The sequence below is a fragment of the Enterococcus sp. DIV1096b genome (genome assembly GCF_050498765.1).
GTDB classification, from domain to species: Bacteria; Bacillota; Bacilli; order Lactobacillales; family Enterococcaceae; genus Enterococcus_D; species Enterococcus_D entomosocium.
Genome location: NZ_JBMHEK010000001.1, coordinates 1,227,974 through 1,248,130, shown reverse-complemented (window position 1 = coordinate 1,248,130; position 20,157 = coordinate 1,227,974). Strand labels below are relative to the sequence as shown.

Annotated in this window: 14 protein-coding genes; all 14 read right to left on the bottom strand. The window is 34.9% G+C overall.

From position 1 onward, the window contains the following. Positions 1 to 2 precede the first annotated feature (2 nt). Complete coding sequence (locus IGJ17_RS06040; RefSeq protein WP_005236914.1) at positions 3 to 1,070, bottom strand: sensor histidine kinase; 1,068 nt, start codon at positions 1,068 to 1,070, stop codon at positions 3 to 5. Next, on the bottom strand, positions 1,067 to 1,798 hold the full coding sequence (gene liaF, locus IGJ17_RS06035) for a cell wall-active antibiotics response protein LiaF (RefSeq protein WP_010749367.1): 732 nt from the start codon (positions 1,796 to 1,798) through the stop codon (positions 1,067 to 1,069). The genes IGJ17_RS06040 and liaF overlap by 4 nt, the downstream gene beginning before the upstream one ends. A 152-nt stretch (positions 1,799 to 1,950) precedes the next feature. Continuing rightward, entirely contained in the window at positions 1,951 to 2,430 is a 480-nt protein-coding gene (gene greA, locus IGJ17_RS06030) for a transcription elongation factor GreA (protein WP_005229556.1), read from the bottom strand. 115 nt (positions 2,431 to 2,545) lie between these two features. Further along, entirely contained in the window at positions 2,546 to 3,889 is a 1,344-nt protein-coding gene (gene mltG / locus IGJ17_RS06025; protein ID WP_086332219.1) for an endolytic transglycosylase MltG, read from the bottom strand. 318 nt (positions 3,890 to 4,207) lie between these two features. Further along, a complete protein-coding gene (locus IGJ17_RS06020) occupies positions 4,208 to 6,559 on the bottom strand; it encodes a GW domain-containing glycosaminoglycan-binding protein (protein ID WP_422706595.1) in 2,352 nt (783 codons plus the stop codon). A 335-nt stretch (positions 6,560 to 6,894) separates the two neighbouring features. Beyond that, positions 6,895 to 9,375 (bottom strand): CDP-glycerol glycerophosphotransferase family protein, encoded by a 2,481-nt coding sequence (locus tag IGJ17_RS06015; protein WP_422705348.1) that lies wholly within the window; start codon positions 9,373 to 9,375, stop codon positions 6,895 to 6,897. Next, positions 9,365 to 10,492, bottom strand: coding sequence for an acyltransferase family protein (locus IGJ17_RS06010; RefSeq protein WP_422705349.1), 1,128 nt, complete (start codon positions 10,490 to 10,492; stop codon positions 9,365 to 9,367). The genes IGJ17_RS06015 and IGJ17_RS06010 overlap by 11 nt, the downstream gene beginning before the upstream one ends. Further along, on the bottom strand, positions 10,479 to 12,218 hold the full coding sequence (locus IGJ17_RS06005; RefSeq protein WP_429961160.1) for a DUF6020 family protein: 1,740 nt from the start codon (positions 12,216 to 12,218) through the stop codon (positions 10,479 to 10,481). Before IGJ17_RS06005 ends, IGJ17_RS06010 begins: the two co-directional genes overlap by 14 nt. 36 nt (positions 12,219 to 12,254) lie before the next feature. Next, positions 12,255 to 13,199 carry a glycosyltransferase family 2 protein gene (locus tag IGJ17_RS06000; RefSeq protein ID WP_008381165.1) on the bottom strand — a complete coding sequence of 315 codons (945 nt, stop codon included), beginning with the start codon at positions 13,197 to 13,199 and terminating at the stop codon, positions 12,255 to 12,257. Continuing rightward, positions 13,199 to 15,571, bottom strand: coding sequence for a CDP-glycerol glycerophosphotransferase family protein (locus IGJ17_RS05995; RefSeq protein WP_422705351.1), 2,373 nt, complete (start codon positions 15,569 to 15,571; stop codon positions 13,199 to 13,201). The genes IGJ17_RS06000 and IGJ17_RS05995 overlap by 1 nt, the downstream gene beginning before the upstream one ends. 3 nt (positions 15,572 to 15,574) lie before the next feature. Continuing rightward, positions 15,575 to 16,306, bottom strand: coding sequence for a WecB/TagA/CpsF family glycosyltransferase (locus IGJ17_RS05990; RefSeq protein WP_008381161.1), 732 nt, complete (start codon positions 16,304 to 16,306; stop codon positions 15,575 to 15,577). After that, entirely contained in the window at positions 16,296 to 17,429 is a 1,134-nt protein-coding gene (locus tag IGJ17_RS05985; RefSeq protein ID WP_008381159.1) for a CDP-glycerol glycerophosphotransferase family protein, read from the bottom strand. The genes IGJ17_RS05990 and IGJ17_RS05985 overlap by 11 nt, the downstream gene beginning before the upstream one ends. A gap of 169 nt (positions 17,430 to 17,598) precedes the next feature. After that, positions 17,599 to 18,897 (bottom strand): asparagine--tRNA ligase, encoded by a 1,299-nt coding sequence (gene asnS, locus IGJ17_RS05980; protein ID WP_086332213.1) that lies wholly within the window; start codon positions 18,895 to 18,897, stop codon positions 17,599 to 17,601. 43 nt (positions 18,898 to 18,940) lie between these two features. Continuing rightward, on the bottom strand, positions 18,941 to 20,134 hold the full coding sequence (locus IGJ17_RS05975) for a pyridoxal phosphate-dependent aminotransferase (RefSeq protein ID WP_429961159.1): 1,194 nt from the start codon (positions 20,132 to 20,134) through the stop codon (positions 18,941 to 18,943). Positions 20,135 to 20,157 lie beyond the last annotated feature (23 nt).

Below are 20,157 nucleotides of genomic sequence, written 5' to 3'. Positions count from 1 at the left end.
CGTTATGCCTCCTTCAACAGTGGAACTTTGATTTCAATACTGGTTCCTTGATTTTTAAAACTAATAATTTTCAACGTTCCGCCAACAGCACTTACCCGTTCTCGGATATTCATCAAGCCATAGCTGCCGGCCTTTTGATCTTGGGGATCAAAGCCAACTCCGTCATCGATCACCCGCAATAACACGTTATTATCGATGCGATGCAAGTATACTTCTAACTCATCAGCTTTCGCGTGACGCAGTGTATTAGACAAGAGTTCTTGGATCACACGAAAGAGTTGATCTTCAATCGAACTAGGCATCGTAAAGTCTTCAATATCCCAAGTCAATAGAATTTTGATTTTGGTCTCTAATTCCTTTAACAATTGCTCGATTCCTTGCTTTAGACTCTTCCCTTCCAAAGTTACAGGTCGTAGATGAAGCAAGAGCGCCCGCATTTCAGATTGCGAAGCATTGATAATGTCTGTGACCATCGCTAACTGTTTCTTTTGGCTTTCTGGAGCATCTGTTCGAATCGCTTGCTCATTCAGTGCAGACATCATCATCATGGCGGCAAACAGCTGTTGAGAAACAGAGTCGTGCAGTTCACGAGCCAGACGCTGCCTTTCTGCTTCTAAAATCTCTTCTTTCGTCTGACCATCAACAAACTGCGGTTTCGCATTCAATTGCTGTAATTCCATCGACATCTGTTTCATCTTCGATTGGATACTGGCAATATCACGATCCACATTCGCAATCAAATGGTTTTCAGACGCATGTGGGATCTTTGTTTCCAATAAAGGGCTATCGATATAGCCGCTGGCTAACAGTCTTAGCTTTTCTTCCACCGGACCGTATTGACGGTTGCGAAAAAAAGAAATCAGTAAAAAGACAGCTAAAGCAATCAATGCAGATATTACAAGTAAGTGAAAGATAATTGGGATAAAAAAGAGTTTGATTTGAAAGACTTCTATCAGCCAATTATTTTTCCCACTGGCATACAAATAGGAAAACAGCATCAATATCATGGTGAAAAAACTTGCTAATCCTGCGTAAAAAGCGATCATGCCTCTTGAAAATTTCCCAATCATACCCGAATCACCTCAACATCACCAACAAGGGTATTCGTTAAGATTTTCAAACGCCGACTATTTTCGCCATAATCCGGGCTGTAAATCGTCACTTTTTCATTTTTCAAGCTCGTTTCTTCGCCTTCAAAGATAACAGAGCCAATAAAAGTACTGTGCTCTAATTTGATCGCTATGCCAGCAGGCACTAAAATACGAGTTCTACCAAAGCCTTTTCGTACGATCACGACGTTTTCTTTCTTAGGCAATAAAGTGTTGCCTAGATCGATGAAAGTGTCTCCCGTCAAGATATCTAAATTGATATCGTCCCATTCATAGACTTGACTGCCGATCCGTTCATTGCCTAACCATTGCTGCTTTTGTTTCAGCGGATGATCAGCTTTGGGTTCTTCAGTTTCAACGATAATCATTTGTTTTTTGCGCCAGAATGAATTTTTAGTTAAGTCGATTCCGGTAATCTCGACTCCTTTTAAACCAATAAATAAAATCGCAAAAATCAGCATCAGCCACAGTGCTGGACTATTTAACAAACTGATCAAAATAGCAATGGAACTTGAGACCATCAAGAAATTTTTAAAATTGCTCTTGCGCTCACTTCGGTTCACAAGGACCAAGCACGTCACACCAAGTATTAATAAAAATAATAATGGCGGATTAGATAAAATTTGCCATACCGCAAAAAGCAGTAAGAGCGCTTCAACAATAAAGAAAAAACGCCAAGGACTTTTCATTCAAGCTCCTCCTCCTAGTAATTCTACTTTATCATACCCGAAAAAAATGGTTTGTCCATCCGTCGCTGGTCCGAAAAAAGACCCTGTTTGATCAAATTCCCTTAAGGAGAATGAACAACAGGGTCAACTAGTTTGATCGAGTGATCAAGCAATTAGCTTTTCTTTACTTCTGTGATTCTTACTTGCATATCTCCGCCTGGCGTTGAGATCGTCACTTCATCATTGACTTTTTTCCCAATCAAGGCACGAGCGATTGGTGAATCATTGGAAATTTTACCAGAAAACGGATCTGCTTCAGCACTACCAACGATCATGTACTCTTCTTCGTCACCATCAGGCAACTCAACAAAAATCACAGTTTTTCCGATGGAAACTTCATCAGAGTCTACACCCTCATTATCAATGATCTCTGCAAAACGAATCATATTTTCTAAAGTAGTGATTCGGCCTTCGACAAACGCTTGTTCATCTTTTGCAGACTCATACTCGGAGTTTTCGGATAAATCGCCAAAACTGCGGGCTACCTTGATACGTTCAATGATTTCCCCGCGTTTTACCGTTTTCAATTCTTCTAATTCTTGTTCTAGCTTTTCTTTTCCTTCAAGTGTCATTGGGTAAACTTTTTCTACCATAGTTCTTTTCTCCTTTTAGTAACTTCTAATAAATCGCAAAAGGTAATCTTTTGCGATGAGTCCACAAAAGATTACCATGCTTTTTTTTAAATGTAAACTATAAACCTATGAAAATTTAATTTGAGGTATTGTTTACATATTGTTCCACTAATTGCATATGCTGTTCATAGGTTTCCGCAAAGTAAACTTCTTGGGTTTGAATTTCAGCAACGAAATAATAGTAGTTGTTCGGTGTTGGATCTAAGACTGCTTGGATCGCTGCTTCGCTTGGATTGTTGAATGGTCCAGGTCCGTAGCCAGTATGCACATAGAGATTATAAGGAGAGTCAACTTGAGTGTCCTCATAAGTGACTAGCTCTTTGTGCTCACCTAACGCGTATAGAATCGAAATATCCGATTGCAGCGGCATATCAATCGCTAAACGATTGAAGAATACCTGTGCGATATTTTTACGATCTTCTAGCTTACTACCCTCTTTTTCAACAAGTGAAGCCAATGTAAGGACTTCTTGAACCGTCATTTCTTTTTGAGCAATTTGATCGAAATATTTGGACAAGACTGAATTTGATTTATCCACCATTTGGGTAACGACTTCTTCTAGGGTATTCCCTGTATAGTAGTCATACGTCGCTGGGAACAAGTATCCTTCTAGTCGGTAACGCACGCCTTGCGCATCGCCGGCACTTGCTAAAAGCTCAGGATAGGTCTCTTTCATTTTTTCAAAGAACTCATCGCTTTCCATCAAAGCTAAGAAATCGTCTTTCGAGATATTTGTTGCTTCCGCTAGAGCATCACCGATTTGATCCACATCAAATCCTTCTGGAATCGTCACTTTTGCATCAGAGGTGACCGAACCTTCGCCATTTTGCAGCATCTTTGAGATTTGATCCAATGTCATACTAGGAGAAAAATGATAATTTCCTGCTTGAAATCCAGTTAAATTATTGAATTTCGTATAATAGTTAAAGATCATACCACTTTTAATGATATTGTCTTCTTCCAATATTTCTCCAATTGCTTTGTTGGACGATCCACTAGGAATCTCAACTGCCACCGTTTCTGTATCTTCTGGATTCAACGGCTGCAATCCTGATGTTACATAACGATACATTGAAAATCCTAAAACACCACCGATGACGAGCAGAGCAAGGACTACGATCAAAACGATCCGATTGACAATCCGATCTTCTTTTTTGCGTTGCTGCTTGCGCAATTGCGTTTCCCCACCTTCAGCTATGGGCACTTCTTCCGCTGCTGCCCTACGACTTGTAGCAGCTTGCTTTGCTTGTTTATTTTTGGTCTTTCCACTTGCAGTTCGCGAACCCACCTCTTCTTGAGGTTGTTGAATAGGACGCTCGTTCAAACCTTGGTCTTCATGGGTTTGATCTGATTGAGGTTGCTTTAAAGCTCCTAATACTTCGTCTTTAAAGGATTTATCCTCTGGATGTTGTTTACTCAAAACAACTCCTCCTAACTTTCGTAATACTGGCTTGTACCATTATACACGAAAGTTAGGAGGAGTGGAATCAATTTTACCATTGGATTTAATAAACTTTACGATATCACTGAATCTCTTTTCGATAAACAACTTATTCCTATTTGCGTTTCATCATTAATACCTTTTCAAATTTATTATTTCACTCAAATCACCATGAAACTTTGTAATTAAACACATTTTTTAAATGTTATATGAACCAAAAGCGTTGTCTCCATCTTATGTTCTATTTTTATTCAAGAAAGCAACAATTACGATTGTTCGTTCTAAAGCTAGTAAAACTTATTCTTTATCCTCCGAAGAAAAGACTATACTACTCGAATCCATCATACTAGATTCTTCAGAGATACTTGGACTAGTTTCTGATATTGCTTCTGATGAATCTTTTGTTTCTGCTACACTGTCTTTAGATGTAGTAGTTGTTTCCTCAGTCTGTGGCTGTTCACTTACAGATGGAACAGCTTTTAATCCAATGAAGTTTCGAATATCAGCCCATGCAGTCATACTACCATCCACTGTTTGGAATTGATAATATTCACCACTTGCCGTCTTCACATAGTTAATTAGCTTCACATCTTTATTCACGTAGGCGCTCGTATTACCGATTCGTGTTGCTCCATACGTATTCCATGGGCCTGCATAAATACCATCATACTTGGTTGCTTGTACTTTACTATATTGATTCATTGCTTTTTGTTCGATGATCGTATCGTACATCTTGAAGTTTCGAATATCAGCCCATGCAGTCATACTACCATCTACTGTTTGGAATTGATAATATTCACCACTTGCCGTCTTCACATAGTTAATTAGCTTCACATCTTTATTCACGTAGGCGCTCGTATTACCGATTCGTGTTGCTCCATACGTATTCCATGGGCCTGCATAAATACCATCATACTTGGTTGCTTGTACTTTACTATATTGATTCATTGCTTTTTGTTCGATGATCGTATCGTACATCTTGAAGTTTCGAATATCAGCCCATGCAGTCATACTACCATCTACTGTTTGGAATTGATAATATTCACCACTTGCCGTCTTCGCATAGTTAATTAGCTTCACATCTTTATTCACGTAGGCGCTCGTATTACCGATTCGTGTTGCTCCATACGTATTCCATGGGCCTGCATAAATACCATCATACTTGGTTGCTTGTACTTTACTATATTGATTCATTGCTTTTTGTTCGATGATCGTATCGTACATCTTGAAGTTTCGAATATCAGCCCATGCAGTCATACTACCATCTACTGTTTGGAATTGATAATATTCACCACTTGCCGTCTTCGCATAGTTAATTAGCTTCACATCTTTATTCACGTAGGCGCTCGTATTACCGATTCGTGTTGCTCCATACGTATTCCATGGGCCTGCATAAATACCATCATACTTGGTTACTTGTACTTTGCTATATTGGTCCAAAGTCTTACTAGAAAGAATTTTGTCATATAAAGTAAGGGTTCTATAATCAACCCAGCCAACAATCGTCCCATTTGAGTCTTTAAATTTATAGTACTTATCTGTCGCAGTCGATGCTTCTTCAATCACTGTTAATTTTTGACCATTATAATTTGATAGATCGCCAATTTTTGTATAACCAGGCGTATTCCAAGGAACATTATAGATGCCCGAATATTTAAGATCTTTTATTGTAGCATCGTTATCTAATGTTTTACTCGATAATACTTTGCCATATAATTTTATATTCTTTTCAGCTACCCAGCCTAAATAATTAGATCCCTCTTTAACTAAATAATATTTACTGTTGCCTGGCATAGTAACTTCTCGAATTGCATTTAATTTTTTATTAGCATAACTGCTAATATTCCCAGTTATTTTAGAATCAATATTACCTTGAGGTTCAGAAAAAATGTACCCGGTACCAGTCACTAAAGCATCGTTATTTATATTTTCTATCTTCGTAGCAACAGACCCACCAATCTTGTTATATATATAAACAACTAATTCATAGAAATCATACATTGAATAATTATTTGCACTAAAGTATCCCACAGGATCAGTATGATCCGTTCCTCCTAAAAACCTAGTAACTGCATCGTGACTCCAAACAGTTCCTTTCCCATCACTATGAGCATTATCTGGAAACAAATTATATTTTTTTAACATATATGCTGTATAAAAAGCGTCGTTATATACAGATCGATCAAAATTTGAACTAGAAACTCGCACCAATTCTATTTGAATAAATTTGGGATTAGCTTGTCGACCGGCCCCCCAACTGTAATAGTCTGTAGGATGGATTTCAATAATATTATTATGATCAACAAAAGCATGCACAAAAGCATTTTGCCAATTTCTTTTCATATATGCAATCTCATTTTGGATTGTAGAGTTTGAATTTGCAGTTTCATGTATGACAACACCAGTAGGCAAAGCATATCCATCTTGATAGTTCATCTTATCAAAATTACCAGAATAGTCTTTTTGAATTTTAAGAAATGGGTAGTTTTTACTAATAATCTGCGAGTTTCTCTGACTCCTTAATAATGCAGTGATTTCATCATTAAGAATATTTGAGTCAAATATATCATCCGCATGAGCATTAGTAGGGAGCATTAGTATAGCTACGAACATACATACTTTTAGTAATTTTATAAGTACTTTTTTCATAATACCTCCTTGAATAATTAAAACTAAATTTGATAATCCTATTAGATGCTTACTTTTTAAATTGTACCATAAAACAAATCAAGGCTATAGATTGCAGATGAATTTATTTTATATAAATTCATCTGCAATCTATGACTGTCTGGGATTTTATTTCTAAATTCCTTTCAAATTGGTAATTTAATGAACACTCTTTCAAACAACTCTACATAAAAAAAACCTAAGACAGAAAAACTCTATTCTGTCTCAGGTTAAATTCAGTAGTTATACATACCATACTACTTAGTATATGCTGTTACATAGTTAGTTATACCAATCAGTGATTTATGAGTATTATTCTATTCAATCAATGCATAGAAGCGATTTAATGCGTCTTGATTGTATTGATCCACATTTAATGATGAAGGAATTTTTTCTCCAGCCAAATAGCGATTCATACCGCCCACCAGCCCCTCAACACTATTGTCCACTATCATTCCATTTTGATCTTCCAAAACAGAAATATTTCCTGGAATATCCGTTGCAACAACTGGAATTTGAAGTGCTAGACATTCTAGCAAAGTCATTGGTTGTCCTTCGTGATTTGAAGGAAAGACGAATAAATCACACTTATCTAGTATCTCCATTGCATGTACAGTTTGCCCTACAAAAATAACATTTTTTTCTAAGCCTAATACATATGCTGTGGTCTTAAGTTTTTTCTCTTCTTTTCCAGAACCAATAATATAAAGCTGGTGCTGATCATTTGATTGCATCATAATTTCTTTAAAAGCAAACAATAGTTTTTCTTGATCTTTTTCAGGTGATAACCGACCAATTGTCACAAAGTTTTTGGCATTCTTAGTAGGAGCAGTCACTCCCACTAACATATTTCTTCCAAACTCACTAGCTTCTTCAATAATTAACTTTTCTTCCCCTAGAATCTCTTTGATTGATAGTTGGGGATTATTTCGATGATCGAAAAGGTATTCCTTATCCAATAAATTTGGAACATAAACAAATTTGTCATTTGAAACAAATTTCGAAAGATTTTTTTTGTTCTGTTCCATTGTAAGTTTACCAACGGATGCAATATAATCAAAGTATTTATAGAATTCGAAAATAGTGGTTAAATTTTTCTTATGAACGTATCGACCTTCTACAACTTTATCAAACTCTGCTTGCATGTCATTATGCTGATAAATAATTTTTCTTTTCGCTTTAGAAAATGCCATCATATATGACCAGAACGGAGCGTATCCGCCAAAATCAATAGCTCTATCAACTTGAGTGTTCCCCAAAAGCCGTTTCCATTCTCTAGCTACAAATACCTGATGTGTTTTGATATCTTCTACAGAAGAACGGTTAAATAATCTATTATACTTAATCCACTCTGAATAAGTAAGGCTTAACCCATTATTTCTATAGACAACATGTGCTTTCTCCGATAATCTACCAATATTTGCCTCAAATTCTTGGTTAACCTTGTTTTTATCAACAATGATAAGATTGTACTTATCATAATCAAAATTTTTGCTTAGATTAATTAAAGAAGAGGTAATCCCATTATTTAATAGCCCTCCGCCATATACAACAACATTCGGTTTGTGATTATCAAAAGAGCGAACATTAACAGCCTTATTCCCGTTCATTATAAAGTTTATATACTTCTCTGTTACGTGACCGTCCTCGTGAGAAATATATTTTTCCTTAAAAATAGTTACATTCGGATTAGCATGAAATTTTTCATTATCTGCCGACAAAATAGAATCCACTAATTTTTTCGTTGTAGTACAAATTTCTCCAGGCATTTCATTTAAATCGAAATATAGACCTCTTGAGTGCTCATATTCTTCTTTATCATACATATAAAACAAAATTGGTTTATCTGTAACCAAGTAATCAAAGAAAATACTACTGTAATCAGTAATCAAAATATCTACAAAGTGAAGTAATTCATTGGCATCGATCCAATCTGGTACTAGAAAGATATCATCTAAGGGAATCTCTTTTATAAATTGATAAACTAAAGGATGTACTTTAACAATAAACTGTTTATTACTTCCAGAAATCCCCTGAGAGATCGCGTTCAATCGTTCAACCATATCCGTAGTTGTATCTTGTACTCGACCAGTAATTCCTCTCCAAGTCGGCGCATATAAAACTAACTCTTTATTTAGATCAATGTTATTTTTTTCTAGAAAATTTTTTACAACTTCACTGTTGCTGAAAATGCTATCTATTCTGGGATACCCATTTTCTAACACTTTTCCTTTGTAAATGCCATCGATATCATAGGAGTAAACCATTTTTTCTGTAGTAAACGTATTTGGGGATAGTAAAAAATCACTTTGCAAAAAATTTCTTTGAACATTGTAGTTCTGAGCAACATTACCAGCCATTTCATTTCCTAATGTTTTTAAGGGAGTTCCATGCCAAGTATTTACATATACTTGGCCTTCGTTTTTGATGTAATAAGGAGGCAAAGTAACATTACTGTAGATATATTTTGCTACCGTTAAATAGTAATAGTAATCCTTCGTATAAGGTGTTACAAATTTGACATTTTTAAACTTACTGTAATATTTTACGTATTCATTATCTGTAACATCGTTCAAAGACCACACATGAATTAAATGATCATACTCATTACTATTTACTAAATATTTAAATATTGCAAATGGATTATCATTCATTGCTTTTCCATGAAAAGACTCATAAAAAACAATATTGCTTTTCACCTTGTTTCTAATGTAATTTTTAGTGAACTGAGTTCTTCTCGAGAATTCTTCATTTAGCATATTCCTACTGAAGTTTTTAAGTATGCCTTTAAAATCCATTTTTTTTCTCCTTTGTACCAAATACTTTTTCTTGAAGATGATGAAGTGTTGTAGAAAATAAATGCATCACCACATTTATTACAGGTAATAAAACGATATAGATGACAATTCCCGTAAGGAATATAAGTATAGAAATGAAAAATCCATACAACACAATATTTTTACCCGAATCAAATTGACTGCCGTTCACAAGTATAGGCCACAAATACTCAGTGCTAAACCATTGGCTACTCTGGATCAAATAAACTCCAAAAGAAGCTCTTGCGACAAATGAATATATCTTTCGTGGTCTAATTTGTAATTTTAGGAAAAATACAAAGATAAGCACTGCAAATATCAATAAATACGGGCTAGAATCACGTGTATAAAAAATTGTCTCATTCCATCCCAAAGCAGTAAAAACATTTCCAAAAAAACTATCCTTGTTTGCAAAAATAATCTGCAAACTAATATTAATTCCAATCCCTATAACCAACATCAAAATATTCATTGTAAATAAAGGAATCATTTTAATTTTCTTAATATTTTTCTCGTTCAATTTTATATAAGCACCGATGGCATATAAAAAAAGAAACCAGACTGGATGAGAGAAATTTAATCCTTTATTATAATAAATAAACGTATATGGACTAAAAATAATAAAAGAAAATATCAAAACTTGTTTTATTTTTTTTATATCCGTACTTACCATTAATTTGTTTATAGCGGGAATACAAAAATACATTAATGTATAAGAGGTAACAAACCAATACTTCCCAAAAACAACTGGGAATAGTCTGAAAATAAACTCTTTCCATTCAAAATGAAAACCAATATCTGGATTAAAAACTAAAAAGAAATAGATAATTAGCGAAATTAAAGTTGTTTCTACCCAAACTTGAAATAAGCTTCTAATTTTAGGAATGGAAGAAATTAGAAAATATCCAGTAATCATTACAAAAATATTTACTCCAAGTTTTCCTCCGATTAATAAGGTCTGAGCTGCTAATTTGTTCAACTGAAAACCCGAGGAAAAATCCCATCCTGACCACAACGCGTAGTGGTGGACTATGATAGCCAGAATTGCCAATATTTTCAACACATCAAAACTTCCTACACGTTGGCTAGTTTTCTGCATTTTCGGACACCCTTTCTGAGAATCGTCCCTTTACAGTAGCCAGCCCCAAAATCCCGATAAATATATTAGGCAATGCATATCTAATATCTTGCGCAGGAATTGCAACAAAAATTGTACCCATTACTAATACATACGGCATAAAAGCAATTATTAGTTTTGTTTTATTTTTGACAATAAACATAACCATTGAAAAAAGAAACAAAATAAAGTAAAGAGCTGGCATTAATAAAACATAAAGTCTACTTTTTAGAATCCAATTTTGTAACTCGAGCAATTGGTTTCTTACACGGTTATTCCCTTTAGTTATTTCATCTAAATTTAACCCTTCGTAATCCGGATCAATTTCCTCTCTCTGTTCTCTAGTCATAAAGAAAAAAGGACCTTGTTGACCGCTTAACTGGTTTCTAAAGATTGGTCGTAAATTATCCAGTTCTAAAGAAAAGTTTGCGTGCCATAAAATTTCGGTTTGCTTCATATATGCTTCTAATGTTAAGCCAGGATTTCTAATTATGAGACCAAGAACTGTTTCTAAAAATTTTTTAGGATCATCCTTTATTACTTGCTTTTTAAATCGTTCTTTAAATTTTATATTATCAACATTATTCGGTTGGTATAGGTTCTTCCAATCCTCTTTTGGCATCAATGTTTCCAAATATGTCATTTCCTCTTTAGATATAGTCCCGTCATACTTGATAATAGCAGCGGAAATTTGAACAAAAATTCCTAAAGATTCAGTTGAATCACTTCTAATAACGTTGAAGTGATTATAAATAGGACCCGTAATAACTTGATAGCTAAAAACAACTAATCCGATTACGAGGAATAATTTAATAAATTTTTTTCTAAATAAAAATACTGCAAATACTAATGTAGATACAAGCAATGCCGGCCATCCATTATGTCTAAAAAAAACAAATCCTAATAAAGTAAAATACAGTAGAGCTAGATTTGAGATTTTATTTAGCCATTTTCCTTGGCTTATAATGATTCTTACCAAGTATAAGGTAACTAATAAAAGTGTATAAGTAAATAGAGAGTCTTTAACTATATATATACTAGCTAACGGAAAGATCGGTATAGCTATAAAAAAGATACAAGATATCGTCGCAAATTTACTTCCCACAAACTCTCTAATAAAATCACAAAAATATGCCATAATCAAACTATAAATAACAATTTGGAATACTATAAATCCTATTGGATATTTTCCTAACGAAGTAGCCATAATAACAAATGTGTGCCCCACTGGATGCCAATCATTCCATGGTACATTACTTGTCTGGATTTGATCCCATTGATTGATAGAATCCGGGAAAAATATTCCTGGATAATATGCATATAAATAAATACTTGACATAAGAAAAAAAGCTAAAGTATATACCCAAAAGGATGTGACTTTTCTTTTAGAATTTTCTTGGGAAGAAATTAATAAGTAATCTTGTAAAGCGGAAAAAAAGCAAAGAAAATAAGCAAATGTACCCAATAAATAGATTCCTTGCATACTAAATATTAGATTAAATGTTGTCAATATTTCTGAAGGTATTAAACTAATTCCCATGATCGTTGCAAATAGAAAAGATATAAAAAAATTGGTCAACCTACTATAGGGTCTTTTTTTTACACTATCACTTAAAAAAAACAATAGAATAAAATTAATTACAGACATTCCAATTATTACTTTTATATCTTGGAAAAGCATCATGCTGAATAATACCGATGCTGTCATCCAGAAGAAATACTTAATATAGGTCCTGTTTAGCAATTATTTCCCTTCCCTCTTTAACTCAAATAACAGACGATAGACATCCATTTCGTATTGAGCCCTTGACTTTCTAGCCACTGTATCTAAGATTAGTCCACAAACAAATGCTAACATAGCCATTAAAACAAGTCCGACAGCTAGCACTGCAGATGGTAATTTATCGATTAACCCTGTTCTATAAAATTCACTTAAAACTGGAATTCCCGCAATTAAGCCAAAAATTAAAAAGATTAACGCCCACCAAGAAAAGAAAATTAATGGTTTATAGTCTTTAAATAGATTGAATATTGTTTTCAAAACCTTAAATCCATCAGTGAAAGTATTTAGTTTGGATTCACTACCTTCTGGTCGATCACGATATTCAATAGGAACTTCTACTAAATTAAAACGTTTATCCAAAGAATGAATGCTTAACTCTGTTTCAATCTCAAAACCTGGGCTTAAAACAGGAAAGCTTTTAACAAATAACTTGTTGAATCCTCGATACCCTGTCATAATATCTTGATAGTTTGCTTTATACAATCCATTAATTAAACTTCTGACCAAGCTATTGCCTAACCCATGAAAAGCACGTTTATTTTCTTCTGCATAAGTCCCATTTGATAATCGGTCACCAATCGTCATATCTGCGCGCTTTTCTTGAAGTGGCGATAATAGTTTAAAAACTTCTTCAGCTGGATAAGTATCGTCCCCATCTGCCATGATGTAATAATCTGCATCAATGTCTCGGAACATGGATCGGACTACATTCCCTTTTCCTTGCTTAAATTCTTTTCGAACAATTGCTCCTGCGGCTTTAGCTATTTCAAAAGTATTATCGCTTGAATTATTATCATAAACATAAATGTCAGCCTCTGGTAAAACATTTTTAAAGTCTTTAATAACTTTCTCAATGGTTTTTTCTTCATTGTAACATGGTAATAATATTGCTATTTTCTCTTTCATTAACTATTCCACCTTATCATCAATTGTTTTATTATATTTTTTTCGGTATCAATCGCATCCCACGAAAGTAGATTCTGAAGTATTTTCTGGTTATATAATTTTTCGTTATTATTCTTTATTTCACAGGCAAGTTCCTCTTCTGTATATGAATGTCCTATTAAGCCCGTTAATTTTTCTAGATCAAAATACCAACCTATACTATTCTCATAATCTACAGCATCTTCTTGTAAAATAATGATTTTTTTATCTAAGTGAGCAAAATCAAACATAGCAGATGAATAATCTGTAATCAATATATCAGCTATTAAGTATAATTCCTGTATATCAGATATTTCATTAAAGAAACAATGAATACGTGGGTCTAAATTATTGTAATAATTGATTAACTCTGATTCTAAAGGATGCAATTTTACAATTAGTTCATATTCATTTGGCAACTGATTTAAAACTTTTATAAAATCAAGTTGACTGATAGCATCTCTTTTTTGTTTTCTCCAAGTTGGACAATACAAAATATATTTTTTCCCTAACTCGAAATTATAATTAAAATACTTCCCTAACAGCTTATTTTTTAATGCCGTATTATCTTTATTTTTTATCAAAAAAGCATTTCTTGGTGCGCCACTTTTTAAAATTTTTAATTGCGTGTTTTTTTCTAATTGAAAAGCACTTTCAAATAATTTTAAATTCCGTGGAGAAGAAGTAATCAAGTAATTCCATTTTTTCATTCTTGGGATAAATGCGGATACTTCAGTTTCTCTTTGACGAAAATCAACTAAATCTGCAACCATTTTTTTTAGAGGAACACCATGCCAAGTTTCTAAAAAAATCTGGCCCTCTACTTTGCCTGCTTTATCCAACGAATTCCCGTTCAATATCACTAACTTTGATTTTCTAAACTTTGTGACATATTGTTTTCCGCCTAGACGCACCGGTATCATTCCGTAAGAATATATTTCCATGTCAACTAATTCATTCACTGAGCTAACGTAAAACGTGTATTCAGGAAAATTTTTCTTTAACGCTATGGCAAGATATTTCGGATCACCTGTGAAAGATTTGCCATGAAAAGATTCTACAAAAACAAAATCATCCCTCAGATTTCCCTTTAACAGTATATCACTTGTAGGAGTTGCCTCTGTTTTTCTCATCAATCTCTTTAACATTTCTTTAGTTTTCACAGAAGAAACAACAGGTCCGATAACCCTCATCTCTTTTAATCTAAGATAAATCTTAAGAGCAAATGTATCTTTACTTAGATTATTCTGATCATAAATCATTTGATATAGATTATCTGTTTTGCCTTCGAAACGTTGCTTATTTACTAGCGGCGCGGATAGAATTGTTTCTTCATATTTCTTGCCATAATCTTCCAAGGGGCTCAAGTCTTCAACCAAAGGGATGTCGTGTTTGAACAAATGCAGCTTTTCAGAGTAATTATCGTTTACATAATGAATAATCTCTTGTGCATCTTTTATAATGTTCTTCTCTAACCAACAAAAACTTTTGAAGTCACGATAAATATCCTTTAGTGAATTGTCGTCTCCTTTGTATAAAACGATTGGAAGGCCATCTATAAATGCTTCAATAATAGAATAACCAAGAGTTTCATAACGAGCTGTTGACAAATAGATTCCATATTCAGGCACTTTATGATTCAAGAAAACATTCTCACTTAATTGATACAATTCAATTAGGTTTTTATATAAAATTTCACCGGTTCCAGTTCCATTAATATATAATTTATAATGATTTTTGCCTGCTCTGTGAACTAGATAATCCATTAACTTAATACTATAAGCTATATCTTTCTGTGATTCATCAAATCTTGAATATACTAAAAAATTGACTTCCGAATTTATATTTTTCAAAGAGATATCTTTATTTTGTACCTTGTTTGCCAAATGACGAATACTTACTGGAAAAACAACAATATTATTATCTTTAAATTTATCCTTTAGTGTTTGTTTGATCTTTTCTGTTGCTACTCGATATGTATCAATAGCATCAGGTGCAAAATCGGTTTCTGGATCAATTAAACTCAGAGGTGTGTGGACTTCTCCAATCACTTTTACTTGAGGGAATTTTTCCTTAATTATTTTTGCAAAGACAAAAAGGCTTTCTCGAGTGATGATATACGTATCTGCTTCCTGACTCTCTGAGAAATCTTTTAACTGATAAAATTGAATTTTGTCTGGATTAATAAATAATTTTTTTATTTTTTTCACTTTCAGGCTAGAAAAAGGTAATAAATTGAAATAGATAATTTCTTTATTATCTGCTAAAAATTCATTGATTAGATTTGTATTACTTCGAGTTGTTCCTCCTGTACCAAATAAATCATAACCAACTATTCCTATTTTTCTTGTCATAACTTAATCGTCTCCTCTAACCTTCCACCACAAACTTTTCACCACAAAGATAGGCAACTGAATAATCCGACCAATCCGTTTCGGATTACTTAACGAACGATAAAGCCACTCTAAATGTAAGTTTATAATCATTTTTGGCGCTCGTTTTACTCGTCCGCTTAAAACATCGAAACTCCCTCCTACATCTTGTAGGACAGTAACATTTAAGCGAGATGTGTTACGAGCCAACCATTGCTCTTGACGTGGAAATCCCAATGCTACAAAGAGAAAGTCTGGCATTGCTCTATTAATCATTTCAACTACTTCCACTTCTGATAAAGAAGTGTAACCATCTATTCCACCAGTAATTGTCAAGTTAGGATATAATTCACGAGTATTTTCTATGGCATCAAATAAAACTTCGGGTTTCGCTCCATAAAAAAAAACTCTTTTTTGATGATTATTAGCATATTCTAAAAATTTCACCATTAAATCAAATCCAGCTACGCGTTCTTTAATTTTACCACCAGTTAGTTGGGAAACTAGCACTATTCCAATTCCATCGGGAATACGATGTGTACTTTGTTTGATAAATTCTACTATGTCAGGATATTTTTTTGCGTCAACAGCTATTTGTGGATTTATGCTAATCGCCGTCATTTTCTTTCCATTCTCAAAATATAAAGGCAATTCTGCCAAAATAGTTTGATAAGTAACCTGATCAACAGGTAATCCCATGATTACTTCAGTATTCATATTGTGCGTTCACCCACTCTACTAGTTGTTCTATGGCATTCCCTTTAACATATGTGTTCCATTCTTGGTTGAATTGGTTTAAATCACTTGTTCCCTTTTGTATGATTCTGACAAGTTCATCTTGTGTTTTAGCTATGCTCTTTTGTTTTTTGAAACAATCTTGGATACCAACAGTTTTATCATATAAATCATAATCATAACAAAAATAGCAAATCATACCACTCGGGTTGCTTAAACTATACTCAAAAGGTATTGAAGAATAATCAGTCACTAAACAGTCGATTATCGGAAATAAATCTTGGATTTTGTAGCCTTCAAAATTCGTTATGATTCCTTCAATTTTTTTTAAATGTTGTAACTGCTTTAAATCATGGGGATGAAGTTGCACAAGAATGTTCCACTCAGGTAACTCTGTTAGTAATCTGTTAAAATCAATAAAAAAATCTCCTCGTTCTTCCCTGTAGGTTGGTGCGTAGAGGAGCAATTTTTTTCCTCCAAAAATTTTTTTCATTTCTTTTATTTTTTCATCATCACGTTTAAAATACTGATCCGTTGGTGGATAGCCAAAGGGTAAAAAAGTCAATTCACGTTGATAGCTTCTCTCAAAAATTGACGCCATTTTAGGTGAACTTACCACATAGTGGGTATATCGACGATAAACATCCTTATAACGTTTTTGATCGGCCTGGGTTGCTTTTTTAGCATAGTGAGCTTCTAAACCGAATTTTTTAATTGCTCCATTAGCATGCCATAGTTGAACTATTTTTGTTTTGGGTAAAAAGTCAATCCCACCTAATATAGCAAAATAGTTATCGCACAATATAACTCTTGCGCTTTTCAATAAAGGAACAATATGTCTAAATAAAATCAGTTGTGAATCGATACAGTAAATTGGACATCCTTTTTCTTGATAAGTTCTTGCTAAATCAGTTGCGTTCTTTGTATAACAAATTGTCAGTCGTTTTTGATATTTCTGAAACAACTTCTCAATTATATAATTGCTTGTACTAGGAAAACTAAGTAAATAAACAATTTGCTGATGCTGTTTCTTATTTTTTTTAGCAAATCGCTTAATTGTGAATAAATAACTTTGCTTAATTTTCGCAAGAAGCCATGATTTCATCACAGTATCCCTTTCTTTTTTTACGCTACCTTTCATTTTACCCGATATTCATCTAAAAGAAAATAATTGTAATAAAACCGTTATATTGTTACCAATAATGAAACATAAATGAAACTTCAAAATAAAAAAATAACAGATGATTGAATAGTTACCAACCATCTGCATTTCCCTAAGGATAAATCCGATTCAACAACCGTGGAAACGGAATGGATTCTCTTACGTGCTCGATTCCTGATAACCAGGTAACGGTCCGTTCTAGTCCAAGTCCAAAGCCGGTGTGAGGAACTGAGCCGTACTTGCGTAGGTCTAAATACCATGAGTATTCGTTTTCGTCCAAGCCATGGGCGCGGATTTGCTCTAGGAGGTATTCATGATCGATGGCACGTTCAGAACCACCTATGATCTCGCCATAGCCTTCTGGTGCGATCATATCGGCACAGATCACGACATCTTCTCTCGTTGGATGTGGCTTCATATAGAAAGGTTTGATGGCTTTTGGATAGTTTAAGATAAAGACGGGCTGATCGAATGAATTGGCAATAAAAGTCTCATGTGGTGAGCCAAAGTCATCGCCCCATTGAATATCATCAAAGCCGTTCTTTTGTAATAATTCCACTGCATCATCGTAAGAGATTCGTGGGAATGGTAATTTGGTGTATTTTTTCAAGACTTCACGGTCACGACCTAAGACGTCTAACGCATAGGCACAGTTATCGAGCACATTTTGCACTAAGAATGCCACGTACTGCTCTTGGACTTCTAAACTTTCTTCTTGGTGCATAAAGGCCATTTCTGGTTCAATCATCCAAAATTCAATCAAGTGACGACGTGTCTTTGATTTTTCGGCACGGAAAGTTGGTCCAAAAGAAAAGACTTTGCCAAACGCCATAGCGGCAGCTTCCATGTACAATTGACCGGACTGAGATAGATATGCTTTTTGATCGAAATAGTTGGTTTCAAATAAATCGGTCGTTCCTTCTGGTGCTGATCCGGTTAGGATCGGTGGATCGATTTTGATAAAGCCATTCTTGTTGAAGAATTCATATGTTGCCCGAATGATTTCGTTTCGGATTTGCATGATGGCATGTTGTTTTGAAGAACGCAACCATAAGTGACGATGATCCATTAAGAAATCTGTTCCGTGTTCTTTTGGTGTGATTGGGTAATCGTGGCTTTCACCGACAACTTCTAAACCAGAAATGCCAATTTCATAGCCAAATTTTGAGCGGCTGTCTTCTCTGATTTCCCCAGTGACCAGTACGGCAGTTTCCTGATTTAAATTTTTCGCTAATTGGAAAACTTCTTCCCCTACTTCACTTTTTACAACGATTCCTTGAAAATATGCTGTTCCGTCGCGAAGTTGTAAGAAGGCGATCTTGCCGCTAGAACGTTTGTTAGCAACCCATGCTCCGATTTGAACGGTTTCGCCAACGTGTTTTTTTGCATCTAAAATTTGAATAGATTCCACTTGATTCTCTCCTATCTAATTAATAAAGGCACCATAGAGCATTTTAAGCTTTTTGGCGCTTCTTTTCAACAAAATCATGGATTCGTTTGATAGCTTCCGCTAACGTGTCCCAATCAGTTGCATAGCTGATCCGTAAATAATCCGGTGTGCCAAAACCAGCACCAGTCACTACTGCCACGTGGGCTTCCATTAGTAAAGCTTCTACGAAGGCATCAATGGTTTGATAGCCGCACATTGTCATGGCTTCTTTGACATTTGGGAACAAGTAAAACGCGCCTTGGGGTTTCGTCACCTTAAAACCAGGAATAGCGGCAATTAGCGGATATAGTTTATTCAAGCGTTCTTCGAAGGCCTGACGCATCACTTCGATCGATTCTTGATTACCAGTCAGTGCCTCAACTGCTGCGTATTGGCTAGCAGCCGGCGGGTTGCTGGTAGCTTGGGAAGCGATATCGACCATCGCTTTGATGATTTTTGCATCGCCGACAGCAAATCCGATCCGCCACCCAGTCATAGAATAGGTTTTTGAAACGCCGTTGATCACGATGGTTTGTTTGCGGATCTCTTCAGATAGGCTAGCGATTGATGTAAAGGTATTGCCGTTATAAACCAAACGACCATAGATATCATCCGCTATGATCCAAATATTATTTTCCACTGCCCAGTTGCCGATTGCCGTTAATTCTTCTTTTGAGTATATCGCCCCTGTTGGGTTGGCAGGCGAGTTTAAAATGATGGCTTTCGTTTGCTCTGTACGAGCGGCTTCTAATTGAGCAACAGAAACTTTAAAATCTGCTGATTGCTTAGCTTCAACAAACACAGGTGTCCCTTCTGCTAAACGGACTTGTTCCGCATAACTGACCCAGTAAGGAACTGGAATGAGTACTTCATCCTCTTCATCAAGAAGCGCTTGAAACAACGTATACAGGGCAAATTTCGCGCCATCTGTCACGATCACTTGGTTTGAATCATAGTCAGCACCATAAAACTCTTTCATATAAGCAAGAATCGCCTGTTTTAGCTCTGGAATCCCAGCAGTTGCTGTATAAAAACTAGCTTTGCCGCTCTCAATCGCTGCAATCGCTGCTTGGCGAATGTTCTTCGGGGTAATAAAGTCGGGCTCACCGACGGTTAGACTTAATACGTCTACACCTTGGTCTGCTAATGCTTTTGCCTTAGCAGATGCCGCTAACGTAGCGGAGGGTTCTAATTTTTCTGCTCTTTTTGAAAGTACCATGTTTATCATCCTTCCTACGATCC